Consider the following 12,181-nt stretch of genomic DNA (forward strand, 5'->3'; position numbering starts at 1 on the left):
CCCGCCTCCCGGCGCCGAATGTGTACGAGATGGAGTGGCAACGGATGCAGCACGCAGTGGGGTCTCCGCTGCCGCCGCCCCACCAGCCGGGGCAGGGACCAGGCGCCGGCTGGGCGTCGGCCGCGCACCACCCGGGTCCGCACCCGGGAGCGCCCCAGGGTCCCGCACCCGTCCCCCCGCCGCCACCGGCGGCGGGCTTCCCCGGAGCCGGCGTCCCCACGGGAGCGGTGCCGCCGTCACCCGTGCCGCCTTCGCCCGTGCCACCGTCACCCATGCCGCCCCCGGTTCCGCAGCACCCCGCCGCCCCGCCCGCACCGCAGGCCCCGCCCGCGTCGGACATCACCGGCCATGTGCCGCTGCCGCCCGGCGGCCCTGTCGGCATGCCCACCGCACCGCCGGCCGCGACCGCCGTCCCCGACCCGACGCACACCACCCTGGCCGTGCTGCTGATCGGCCCGGCGGGCGCGGGCAAGACCAGCGTGGCCAAGTACTGGGCCGACCACCGCCGGGTCCCCACCGCCCACATCAGCCTCGACGACGTCCGCGAATGGGTCCGCTCCGGTTTCGCCGACCCCCAGTCCGGGTGGAACGACAACTCGGAGGCCCAGTACCGCCTGGCCCGCCGCACCTGCGGCTTCGCCGCGCGGAACTTCCTGGCCAACGGCATCTCCTGCATCCTCGACGACGCGGTCTTCCCGGACCGCCCGGTCGTCGGCCTCGGCGGCTGGAAGCGCCACGTCGGCCCCGGCCTGCTCCCGGTCGTCCTCCTCCCGGGTCTCGACATCGTCCTGGAGCGCAACGCCGAGCGCTCCGGCAACCGCCGCCTCACCGACGAGGAGGTGGCCCGCATCCACGGCCGCATGGCCGGCTGGTACGGCTCGGGCCTCCCGATCATCGACAACTCCCAGCTCGACGTCCCCGGCACGGCCCGCATCCTGGACGAGGTCCTGGCCAGGGCGATCGCCAGCCCGCCGAGCTGGTGAGGCCCCGGGGACCCCACTCGGCCCCCGCCAACCGGCACAACTCGGTCAAAACTCCTACGCTCATCTCATGTCAGAGGTGTACGCGACCCGCCGCTCCCGGCTGAGAGAGCACTTCAATGCCGCCGGCTGCACGGCAGGGCTCGTCTCCCGCCCTGCCAATGTGCGCTACCTGGCGGCCGCGGCCCCGCAGGACTCCGTACTGCTCCTCGGCAGACGCGAGGACCTCCTGGTGTGCGGCAGCCCGCCCGACGACCGCCCCTCCGAGGGCCGGCTGGACGAGAACCTGCGGCTGCACGTCCTGTCCTCGCCCGGAGCCGACCCGGCGGTCGCCGCGGCCGAACTCGCCGCGGCACAGGACGCCGACACCCTCGCCGTCGAGGAACACCACCTCACGGTCCGCCGCCACAGAGCCCTGGCCTCGGCCGTCCCGAACCTCCGCCTCGCCGACCTCGCCACGGCCGTCGAACAGCTCAGGGTGGTGAAGGACGAGGAGGAGATCTCCTGCCTCCGCATCGGCGCCGAGATCGCCGACCAGGCCCTCGGCGAGCTGCTGGAATCCATCCTGGTCGGCCGCACCGAACGGCACCTCGCGCTGGAGCTGGAGCGGCGCCTGGTCGACCACGGCGCCGACGGGCCCGCCTTCCCGACGTCCGTGGCCACCGGACCGAACTCCGGCCGACGCGGTCACCGGCCCACCGACCGGCGGGTGGAGGAGGGCGACTTCCTCTCCGTCTGTCTCGGCGCCACCTACCGCGGCTACCGCTGCGAGATCGGCCGCACCTTCGTCATCGGCACCTCGCCCGCCGAGTGGCAGATCGAGCTGTACGACCTCGTCTTCGCCGCTCAGCGCGCCGGCCGCGAGTCCCTGGCGCCCGGCGCCGGCTACCGCGACGTGGACCGCGCGGCACGCCAGGTGCTCGACTCCGCGGGCTATGCGGAGGCACTGCCACCGCTGACCGGACACGGAGTCGGACTCGAAATCGACGAGGACCCGCAGCTGGCCCCCTCGGCCATGGGTAAACTGGACGCTTGCGTGCCGGTCACCGTCGAACCGGGGGTCCACCTCCCGGGCCGGGGCGGTGTCCGGATCGATGACACGCTCGTCGTACGCCCCGAGGCGGACGGCGGACCCGAGCTACTCACCATCACGACCAAGGAGCTGCTCGCGCTCTAGCCTCGCGCTGTGCGCATGCCCCGGGGTCGTACGTCAGTCCAGGAGATTCCGCAACCGTGGCTTCCACGAACGACCTCAAGAACGGCATGGTGCTCAAGCTCGAAGGCGGCCAGCTCTGGTCCGTCGTCGAGTTCCAGCACGTCAAGCCCGGCAAGGGCCCGGCCTTCGTGCGCACCAAGCTGAAGAACGTGCTGTCCGGCAAGGTGGTCGACAAGACCTTCAACGCCGGCGTCAAGGTCGAGACGGCCACTGTCGACAAGCGCGACATGCAGTTCTCGTACATGGACGGCGAGTACTTCGTCTTCATGGACATGGAGACCTACGACCAGCTGCACATCGACAGGAAGGCCGTCGGCGACGCCGCGAACTTCCTGATCGAGGGCTTCACCGCCACCGTCGCGCAGCACGAGGGCGAGGTGCTCTTCGTCGAGCTCCCGGCCGCGGTCGAGCTGACCATCGCCGAGACCGAGCCGGGCGTCCAGGGCGACCGCTCCACCGGTGGCACCAAGCCCGCCACCCTGGAGACCGGCCACCAGATCCAGGTCCCGCTCTTCATCACCACCGGTGAGAAGATCAAGGTCGACACCCGTACGAGCGACTACCTCGGCCGGGTGAACAGCTAACCGTGGCTGCCCGCAACACGGCCCGCAAGCGCGCCTTCCAGATCCTCTTCGAGGGCGACCAGCGCGGCGCCGACGTCCTGACGGTCCTCGCGGACTGGATCCGGCTGTCCCGGAGCGACACCCGGCAGCCGCCGGTGAGCGAGTACACGATGCAGCTCGTCGAGGGCTACGCCGAGAAGGCGGCCCGGATCGACGAGCTGATCGCCCAGTACGCGGTGGGCTGGACGCTCGACCGGATGCCGGTCGTCGACCGCAACATCCTGCGGCTGGGCGCGTACGAGCTGATCTGGGTCGACGAGACCCCGGACGCCGTCGTCCTGGACGAGATGGTGCAGCTGGCGAAGGAGTTCTCGACCGATGAGTCGCCCTCGTTCGTCAACGGTCTCCTCGGCCGGCTGAAGGAGCTCAAGCCAACGCTCCGCCGGGACGAGGCGTAAGCGGCACGAGCGACGCCTGAGACGCCACAGACGCCGGAGGGCCCACAGCACACCCGCTGTGGGCCCTCCGGCGTTCGCTGCCCGGCACAACACCGCCGGGGTGGCCCGAACCGTACGGTTCCGGCCACCCCGGCGGCACGTTTCTGCGCTGGTGCTGGGCGGGTCAGCCCTCTTCGTGCGTGGCCACCGCGCGGCGCGCGTCCGCGTCCAGGACACCCCAGCTGATCAGCTGCTCGGTGAGGACCGAGGGGGACTGGTCGTAGATGACGGCGAGTGTGCGCAGGTCGTCCTGGCGGATCGAGAGCACCTTGCCGTTGTAGTCGCCGCGCTGGGACTGGATCGTCGCGGCGTAGCGCTGCAGCGGACCCGCCTTCTCGGCCGGCACCGTGGCCAGCCGCTCCAGGTCCAGGACCAGCTTCGGCGGCGGCTCGGCGGCGCCGCCCGGCGTGGTGCCCGGCAGCAGCTCCTGCACGGGAACACCATAGAAATCGGCCAGTTCGGCAAGACGCTGTACGGTCACGGCACGGTCGCCGCGCTCGTACGAACCCACCACCACGGCCTTCCAGCGCCCCTGGGACTTCTCCTCGACACCGTGGAGGGAAAGGCCCTGCTGGGTGCGGATGGCCCGGAGCTTGGCCCCGAGCTGTTTGGCGTATTCGCTGGACATATAGCTCCCCGGACACTGTGTCGACGCGGTCGGCAGTGATCCCGCCGCGCGGCTGGTAACTCACTGTGAGGTTACGCAGCGTGACTCTCTTGCGTCAAGCCGAATGGTCCACACCGACTCTTCCGTGGTAGCGGCGATCGATTGAGCCGACCGGGTGACAGGGGGGTGATCGGGGCCTCCCGGCGACCTGCTACCGTGGTTGGCGCAAATCCGACGTCCTTTAAGATCCGTCCCGTGAGGCGGAGAAGGAGGTCCGTTTCGTATGGACAAGCACGTCTCGCACGCGAACCCGCCCGCGTCCGATGCCCGGCCCGTTCTCGAGGGCCCCGACATCGCACGGGTTCTGACCCGCATCGCCCACGAGATCGTCGAGCGCGCCAAGGGCGCCGACGACGTGGTGCTCCTCGGCATCCCGACCCGGGGTGTCTTCCTCGCCCAGCGGCTCGCCGTCAAGCTGGAGCAGATCACCGACCGCAAGGTCCCCGTCGGCTCGCTCGACATCACCATGTACCGCGACGACCTGCGCATGCACCCGCCGCGTGCGCTGGCCCGCACCGAGATCCCCGGTGACGGCCTCGACGGCAAGCTGGTCGTCCTGGTCGACGACGTGCTCTTCTCGGGCCGCACCATCCGGGCCGCCCTCGACGCCCTGAACGACATCGGGCGCCCGCGCGCGGTGCAGCTCGCGGTCCTGGTCGACCGCGGCCACCGCGAACTGCCCATCCGCGCCGACTACGTCGGCAAGAACCTCCCCACGTCGCTGCGGGAGACGGTCAAGGTCCAGCTCGCCGAGGAGGACGGTCGCGACACCGTGCTGCTCGGTGTGAAGCCGGCCGGCCAGTAGCAACTCAGGCGCGCACGGCCGCTTCGGCATGCCGACACGCGCCCCGGTTTGCCCCACTGTGTCCTCTGGGGTGCACCCCAGACCCCCGGATCCCGATGAACTGCCTTACGGAGCCTGACAGATGCAGCGTCATCTCATCTCGGCCGCCGACCTCTCCCGCGACGACGCCGTCCTGATCCTCGACACCGCCGAGGAGATGGCCCGGGTCGCGGACCGGCCGATCAAGAAACTGCCGACCCTGCGCGGCCGCACGATCGTCAACCTCTTCTTCGAGGACTCCACCCGCACCCGGATCTCCTTCGAGGCCGCCGAGAAGCGGCTGTCCGCGGACGTCATCAACTTCTCCGCCAAGGGATCGAGCGTCTCGAAGGGCGAGTCCCTGAAGGACACCGCCCAGACCCTGGAGGCCATGGGCGTCGACGCCGTCGTCATCCGGCACAGCGCCTCCGGAGCCCCCTACCGGCTCGCCAACTCCGGCTGGATCGACGCCGCCGTCATCAACGCCGGCGACGGCACCCACCAGCACCCCACCCAGGCCCTGCTGGACGCCTTCACCATGCGCCGCCGCCTCGTCGGCCGGGACGCCGGACTCGGCCAGGACCTGTCCGGCAAGCGGATCACCATCGTCGGCGACGTCCTGCACAGCCGGGTCGCCCGCTCCAACGTCGACCTGCTGCACACCCTCGGCGCCGAGGTCACCCTCGTCGCCCCGCCCACCCTGGTGCCGGTCGGCGTCGACACCTGGCCGTGCGAGGTGTCGTACGACCTCGACAGCACGCTGCCCAAGTCCGACGCGGTGATGATGCTCCGCGTCCAGCGCGAGCGCATGAACGCCGCCTTCTTCCCGACCGAGCGCGAGTACTCGCGGCGCTACGGCCTGGACGGCGAGCGCATGGCGAAGATGCCCGAGCACGCCATCGTGATGCACCCCGGCCCGATGGTGCGCGGCATGGAGATCACCGCCGAGGTCGCCGACTCCGAGCGCTGCACCGTCGTCGAGCAGGTCGCCAACGGCGTCTCCATCCGGATGGCCGTGCTGTACCTGCTGCTCGGTGGCAACGAGCCCGCCGTCACCCACGCCCGCACCAACGAGGAGAAGTAAGACCCATGAGCAAGATCCTGATCCGTGGTGCGAAGGTGCTCGGCGGCGAGCCGCAGGACGTGCTGATCGACGGCGAGACGATCGCCGAGGTCGGCGTCGGACTGAGCGCCGACGGCGCCGAGGTCGTCGAGGCCACCGGCAAGGTGCTGCTGCCGGGCCTGGTCGATCTGCACACCCACCTGCGCGAGCCGGGCCGCGAGGACTCCGAGACCGTGCTCACCGGCACGCGGGCCGCGGCGAGCGGCGGTTACACGGCCGTGTTCGCCATGGCCAACACCTTCCCGGTCGCCGACACCGCCGGTGTGGTCGAGCAGGTCTACCGGCTCGGCCAGGAGCACGGCTACTGCGACGTGCAGCCCATCGGCGCCGTCACCGTCGGCCTGGAGGGCAGGAAGCTCGCCGAGCTGGGCGCCATGCACGACTCGGCCGCCGGCGTCACCGTCTTCTCCGACGACGGCAAGTGCGTGGACGACGCGGTGATCATGCGCCGCGCGCTGGAGTACGTGAAGGCCTTCGGCGGTGTCGTCGCCCAGCACGCGCAGGAGCCGCGGCTGACCGAGGGCGCCCAGATGAACGAGGGCGTCGTCTCCGCCGAGCTGGGCCTGGGCGGCTGGCCGGCCGTCGCCGAGGAGTCGATCATCGCGCGGGACGTCCTGCTCGCCGAGCACGTCGGCTCCCGCGTCCACATCTGCCACCTGTCGACCGCCGGCTCCGTCGAGATCGTCCGCTGGGCCAAGTCCCGCGGCATCGACGTCACCGCCGAGGTCACCCCGCACCACCTGCTCCTGACGGACGAGATGGTGCGCACCTACAACCCGGTCTACAAGGTCAACCCGCCGCTGCGCACCGAGCGCGACGTCATGGCCCTGCGCGAGGCGCTCGCCGACGGCACGATCGACATCGTCGCCACCGACCACGCCCCGCACCCGCACGAGGACAAGGACTGCGAGTGGGCCGCCGCGGCCATGGGCATGGTCGGTCTGGAGACCGCCCTGTCGGTGGTCCAGGAGACCATGGTCGAGACCGGCCTGCTGGACTGGGCCGGCGTCGCCGACCGCATGTCCGTCAAGCCCGCCCGGATCGGTCGGGCGAACGGCCACGGACGGCCCGTCTCGGCTGGTGAGCCCGCCAACCTCACCCTCGTCGACACGGAATACCGTGGGCAGGTGGACCCCGCGGGCTTCGCCTCGCGCAGCCGCAACACCCCGTACGAGGGCCGCGCGCTGCCGGGCCGTGTCACCCACACGTGGCTGCGGGGCAAGGCGACGCTCATCGACGGGAAGCTCACGTGACACCTGCAACTCTGCCGGCCGCCGGACTCGTCACCGTCCTGGCGGACGAGAGGAAATCCGCCACGGTGACCGACTGGGGCGGCCGCATCGGCTGGCTCGTCGGCCTCGCCCTCTTCGTCGCCCTCGTCTACTGGCTGATGCGCGAGGGCTGGAAGTGGCGCGGCACCCTTCAGAGCGACCTGCCGGAGCTGCCCAGCGCGCCGGAGGAGACCGGCCCGGCGAAACTTGAGCTGAGCGGCCGCTACCACGGCTCCACCACCGCCGGGCAGTGGCTGGACCGCATCGTGGCCCATGGCCTCGGCACCCGCAGCCGGGTCCAGCTCACCCTGACGGACGCGGGCCTGGAGGTCGAACGCCCCGGGGCGACCGACTTCTTCGTCCCCGCCGGGGCCCTGCGCGGCGCCCGGCTGGACAAGGGCATCGCCGGCAAGGTCCTCACCGAGGGCGGACTGCTGGTGGTGACCTGGGCGCACGGCGACAAGGAGATCGACTCCGGCTTCCGCTCCGACCACGCGGCCGAGCACACCGAATGGGTCGAAACCCTGAACCACATGATCAACGACACGGAAGGCGCACGATGACGACCTCCACCAGGGGAGCTGCCAAGGTTCCCGCCGTACTCGTCCTGGAGGACGGCCGCATCTTCCGCGGCCGCGCCTACGGGGCCGTGGGGGAGACCTTCGGCGAGGCCGTGTTCTCCACCGGCATGACCGGCTACCAGGAGACCCTGACCGACCCGTCGTACGACCGGCAGATCGTCGTCGCGACCGCCCCGCAGATCGGCAACACCGGCTGGAACGACGAGGATGACGAGTCGAGCCGCATCTGGGTCTCCGGGTACGTCGTGCGCGACCCCGCGCGCGTGCCGTCCAACTGGCGGGCCAAGCGCTCCCTGGACGACGAGCTGGTCGCCCAGAACGTCGTCGGCATCTCCGGCATCGACACCCGCGCCCTCACCCGCCACCTGCGCGAGCGCGGCTCCATGCGCGCCGGCATCTTCTCCGGCGAGGCGATCGCCCCCGAGGCGGAGCTGCTGGAGCGCGTCCAGGCCCAGCCGCACATGAAGGGCCTGAGCCTGTACGAGGAGGTCGCGACCAAGGAGGCGTACGTCGTCCCCGCGATCGGCGAGAAGCGCTTCACCGTCGCCGCCGTCGACCTCGGCATCAAGGGCATGACCCCGCACCGCATGGCCGAGCGCGGCATAGAGGTGCACGTCCTCCCGGCGACGGCCTCCGCCGAGGACGTCTACGCCGTGAACCCGGACGGCGTGTTCTTCTCCAACGGCCCCGGCGACCCGGCCAAGGCCGACGGCCCGGTGGCCCTCATGACCGCGGTCCTGGAGCGGAAGACGCCGCTGTTCGGCATCTGCTTCGGCAACCAGATCCTCGGCCGCGCCCTCGGCTTCGGCACCTACAAGCTGAAGTACGGCCACCGGGGCATCAACCAGCCGGTCCAGGACCGTACGACCGGCAAGGTCGAGGTCACCGCGCACAACCACGGCTTCGCCGTCGACGCGCCCCTCGACAAGGTCAGCGACACGAAGTTCGGCCGCGCCGAGGTCTCGCACGTCTGCCTGAACGACAACGTCGTGGAGGGGCTGCAGCTGCTCGACCAGCCGGCCTTCTCCGTCCAGTACCACCCCGAAGCGGCAGCGGGCCCGCACGACGCCGCCTACCTGTTCGACCGCTTCGTTTCCCTGATGGAGGGCCAGCGTGCCTAAGCGCACCGATATCCAGTCCGTCCTGGTCATCGGCTCCGGCCCGATCGTCATCGGCCAGGCCGCCGAGTTCGACTACTCCGGCACCCAGGCGTGCCGCGTGCTCAAGGCCGAGGGCCTGCGCGTGGTCCTCGTCAACTCCAACCCCGCGACGATCATGACCGACCCGGAGATCGCCGACGCCACGTACGTCGAGCCGATCACCCCCGAGTTCGTCGAGAAGATCATCGCCAAGGAGCGCCCCGACGCCCTGCTGCCCACCCTGGGCGGCCAGACGGCGCTGAACACCGCCATCTCGCTGCACGAGAACGGCGTCCTGGAGAAGTACGGCGTCGAGCTGATCGGGGCCAAGCCCGAGGCGATCCACAAGGGCGAGGACCGCGACCTGTTCAAGGCCGTCGTCGAGGCCGTCCGCGCGAAGATCGGGCACGGCGAGTCCGCCCGCTCGGTCATCTGCCACTCCATGGACGACGTCCTCAAGGGCGTCGACGAGCTCGGCGGCTACCCCGTCGTCGTCCGCCCGTCCTTCACCATGGGCGGCGCCGGCTCCGGCTTCGCCCACGACGAGGACGAGCTGCGCCGCATCGCCGGCCAGGGCCTCACGCTCTCCCCGACCACCGAGGTGCTCCTGGAGGAGTCCATCCTCGGCTGGAAGGAGTACGAGCTGGAGCTGATGCGCGACAAGCACGACAACGTCGTGGTCGTCTGCTCCATCGAGAACTTCGACCCCATGGGCGTGCACACCGGTGACTCCATCACCGTCGCGCCCGCGATGACGCTGACCGACCGCGAGTACCAGATCCTGCGCGACATCGGCATCGCCGTCATCCGCGAGGTCGGCGTCGACACCGGCGGCTGCAACATCCAGTTCGCGGTGAACCCGGTCGACGGCCGCGTCATCGTCATCGAGATGAACCCGCGCGTCTCGCGGTCCTCGGCGCTCGCCTCCAAGGCGACCGGCTTCCCGATCGCCAAGATCGCCGCCAAGCTCGCCGTCGGCTACACCCTCGACGAGATCCCGAACGACATCACGCAGGAGACCCCGGCGTCCTTCGAGCCGACCCTCGACTACGTGGTCGTCAAGGCCCCGCGGTTCGCCTTCGAGAAGTTCCCGCAGGCCGACTCCACGCTGACCACCACCATGAAGTCGGTCGGCGAGGCCATGTCCATCGGCCGCAACTTCACCGAGGCCTTCCAGAAGGCGCTGCGCTCGCTGGAGAAGAAGGGCAGCCAGTTCACCTTCGTCGGCGACCCGGGCGACAAGGGCACGCTGCTGCGCGAGGCCGTACGGCCCACCGACGGCCGGATCAACACGGTGATGCAGGCCATCCGCGCGGGCGCCACGCCCGAGGAGATCTTCGAGGCCACCAAGATCGACCCGTGGTTCGTCGACCAGCTCTTCCTGATCAAGGAGGTCGCGGACGAGCTTGCCGGGGCCCCCGAGCTGACCCGCGAGCTGCTCGCCGAGGCCAAGCGGCACGGCTTCTCCGACCAGCAGATCGCCGAGATCCGCGGCCTGCGCGAGGACGTCGTCCGCGAGGTCCGGCACGCCCTCGGCATCCGCCCGGTCTACAAGACGGTCGACACCTGCGCCGCCGAGTTCGCCGCGAAGACGCCGTACTTCTACTCCTCCTACGACGAGGAGAACGAGGTCGCGCGGCGTGAGAAGCCCGCGGTGATCATCCTGGGCTCCGGCCCCAACCGCATCGGCCAGGGCATCGAGTTCGACTACTCCTGCGTCCACGCATCCTTCGCGCTGTCCGACGCCGGGTACGAGACCGTGATGGTCAACTGCAACCCGGAGACCGTCTCCACGGACTACGACACCTCCGACCGCCTGTACTTCGAGCCGCTGACGCTGGAAGACGTGCTGGAGATCGTCCACGCCGAGCAGCAGGCGGGCCCGGTCGCGGGCGTGATCGTGCAGCTCGGCGGCCAGACCCCGCTCGGCCTGTCGCAGGCCCTGAAGGACAACGGCGTGCCGATCGTGGGCACCTCGCCCGAGGCCATCCACGCCGCCGAGGACCGGGGCGCCTTCGGCCGCGTCCTCGCCGAGGCGGGCCTGCCGGCGCCGAAGCACGGCACCGCGACGACCTTCGCCGAGGCCAAGTCCATCGCCGACGAGATCGGCTACCCGGTCCTGGTCCGGCCGTCGTACGTCCTCGGCGGGCGCGGCATGGAGATCGTCTACGACGAGACCCGCCTCGCCTCCTACATCGCCGAGTCGACCGAGATCAGCCCCTCGCGGCCGGTCCTCGTCGACCGCTTCCTGGACGACGCCATCGAGATCGACGTCGACGCCCTGTACGACGGCGAGGAGCTGTACCTCGGCGGCGTCATGGAGCACATCGAGGAGGCCGGCATCCACTCCGGCGACTCGGCGTGCGCCCTGCCCCCGATCACCCTGGGCGGCTTCGACATCAAGCGCCTGCGCGCCTCCACCGAGGCCATCGCCAAGGGTGTCGGGGTGCGCGGCCTGATCAACATCCAGTTCGCGATGGCCGGCGACATCCTCTACGTCCTGGAGGCCAACCCGCGCGCCTCCCGTACGGTCCCCTTCACCTCCAAGGCGACCGCGGTGCCGCTCGCCAAGGCCGCCGCCCGCATCTCGCTGGGCGCGACCATCGCCGAGCTGCGCGCCGAGGGCCTGCTCCCGGCGACCGGCGACGGCGGCGAGCTGCCGCTGGACGCGCCGATCTCCGTCAAGGAGGCCGTCATGCCGTGGACGCGCTTCCGCGACATCCACGGCCGCGGTGTCGACACCGTGCTCGGCCCGGAGATGCGCTCCACCGGCGAGGTCATGGGCATCGACTCCGTCTTCGGCACGGCCTACGCCAAGTCGCAGGCGGGCGCCTACGGCCCGCTGCCCACCAAGGGCCGCGCGTTCATCTCGGTCGCCAACCGCGACAAGCGCTCGATGATCTTCCCGGCGCGCGAGCTGGTCGCGCACGGCTTCGAGCTGATGGCCACCTCCGGCACGGCCGAGGTCCTCAAGCGCAACGGCATCAACGCCACGATCGTCCGCAAGCAGTCCGAGGGCCCCGGCCCGAACGGCGAGCGGACCATCGTCCAGCTGATCCACGACGGCGAGGTCGACCTCATCGTCAACACCCCGTACGGCACCGGCGGCCGCCTCGACGGCTACGACATCCGTACGGCGGCGGTGGCGCGCTCGGTCCCGTGCCTGACGACCGTCCAGGCGCTCGCCGCGGCCGTCCAGGGCATCGACGCCCTCAACCACGGTGACGTGGGCGTCCGCTCGCTCCAGGAACACGCGGAACACCTGACCGCGGCCCGCGACTAGCAGCCCCGAGGGGGACACCGGAAACGGTGTCCCCCTCT

11 protein-coding genes are annotated in these 12,181 nt (G+C 70.8%); 10 read left to right on the forward strand and 1 reads right to left on the reverse strand.

Annotated elements, in window-relative coordinates:
• The first annotated feature begins 44 nt into the window (after positions 1-44).
• The 4 genes from ABZ865_RS31440 (at position 45) to nusB (ending at position 3,217) form a co-directional block, all read left to right on the forward strand.
• Complete coding sequence (locus tag ABZ865_RS31440; RefSeq protein ID WP_361237768.1) at positions 45-983, forward strand: Pro-rich N-terminal domain-containing protein; 939 nt, start codon at positions 45-47, stop codon at positions 981-983.
• Positions 984-1,050: 67 nt separating this feature from the next.
• Positions 1,051-2,157: an aminopeptidase P family protein gene (locus tag ABZ865_RS31445; RefSeq protein ID WP_361237771.1), complete on the forward strand. Its 1,107-nt coding sequence runs from the start codon at positions 1,051-1,053 to the stop codon at positions 2,155-2,157.
• A 56-nt stretch (positions 2,158-2,213) separates the two neighbouring features.
• The gene (efp, locus tag ABZ865_RS31450) at positions 2,214-2,780 is read left to right on the forward strand and encodes an elongation factor P (RefSeq protein WP_208901946.1); all 567 of its coding nucleotides are present in this window, start codon (positions 2,214-2,216) and stop codon (positions 2,778-2,780) included.
• A 2-nt stretch (positions 2,781-2,782) separates the two neighbouring features.
• A complete protein-coding gene (nusB, locus tag ABZ865_RS31455; RefSeq protein WP_361237775.1) occupies positions 2,783-3,217 on the forward strand; it encodes a transcription antitermination factor NusB in 435 nt (144 codons plus the stop codon).
• Positions 3,218-3,380: 163 nt separating this feature from the next.
• On the opposite strand, the gene bldD is transcribed toward nusB, so the two are convergent.
• Entirely contained in the window at positions 3,381-3,884 is a 504-nt protein-coding gene (bldD, locus tag ABZ865_RS31460; protein WP_010046440.1) for a transcriptional regulator BldD, read from the reverse strand.
• 262 nt (positions 3,885-4,146) lie between these two features.
• Here bldD and pyrR point away from each other — a divergent pair, with 262 nt between their 5' ends.
• The 6 genes from pyrR (at position 4,147) to carB (ending at position 12,143) form a co-directional block, all read left to right on the forward strand.
• On the forward strand, positions 4,147-4,728 hold the full coding sequence (pyrR, locus tag ABZ865_RS31465) for a bifunctional pyr operon transcriptional regulator/uracil phosphoribosyltransferase PyrR (RefSeq protein WP_361237779.1): 582 nt from the start codon (positions 4,147-4,149) through the stop codon (positions 4,726-4,728).
• A gap of 121 nt (positions 4,729-4,849) precedes the next feature.
• Positions 4,850-5,830, forward strand: coding sequence for an aspartate carbamoyltransferase catalytic subunit (locus tag ABZ865_RS31470; RefSeq protein ID WP_361237782.1), 981 nt, complete (start codon positions 4,850-4,852; stop codon positions 5,828-5,830).
• Between the two features lie 5 nt (positions 5,831-5,835).
• Positions 5,836-7,122: a dihydroorotase gene (locus ABZ865_RS31475; RefSeq protein ID WP_361237785.1), complete on the forward strand. Its 1,287-nt coding sequence runs from the start codon at positions 5,836-5,838 to the stop codon at positions 7,120-7,122.
• Positions 7,119-7,703: a hypothetical protein gene (locus ABZ865_RS31480; protein ID WP_361237788.1), complete on the forward strand. Its 585-nt coding sequence runs from the start codon at positions 7,119-7,121 to the stop codon at positions 7,701-7,703. Before ABZ865_RS31475 ends, ABZ865_RS31480 begins: the two co-directional genes overlap by 4 nt.
• Positions 7,700-8,842: a glutamine-hydrolyzing carbamoyl-phosphate synthase small subunit gene (gene carA, locus ABZ865_RS31485; protein ID WP_361237791.1), complete on the forward strand. Its 1,143-nt coding sequence runs from the start codon at positions 7,700-7,702 to the stop codon at positions 8,840-8,842. The genes ABZ865_RS31480 and carA overlap by 4 nt, the downstream gene beginning before the upstream one ends.
• On the forward strand, positions 8,835-12,143 hold the full coding sequence (gene carB, locus ABZ865_RS31490) for a carbamoyl-phosphate synthase large subunit (protein WP_361237794.1): 3,309 nt from the start codon (positions 8,835-8,837) through the stop codon (positions 12,141-12,143). Before carA ends, carB begins: the two co-directional genes overlap by 8 nt.
• Positions 12,144-12,181 lie beyond the last annotated feature (38 nt).

The sequence above is a fragment of the Streptomyces sp. NPDC047085 genome, from assembly GCF_040643735.1.
In the GTDB taxonomy this organism is placed as follows: domain Bacteria; phylum Actinomycetota; class Actinomycetes; order Streptomycetales; family Streptomycetaceae; genus Streptomyces.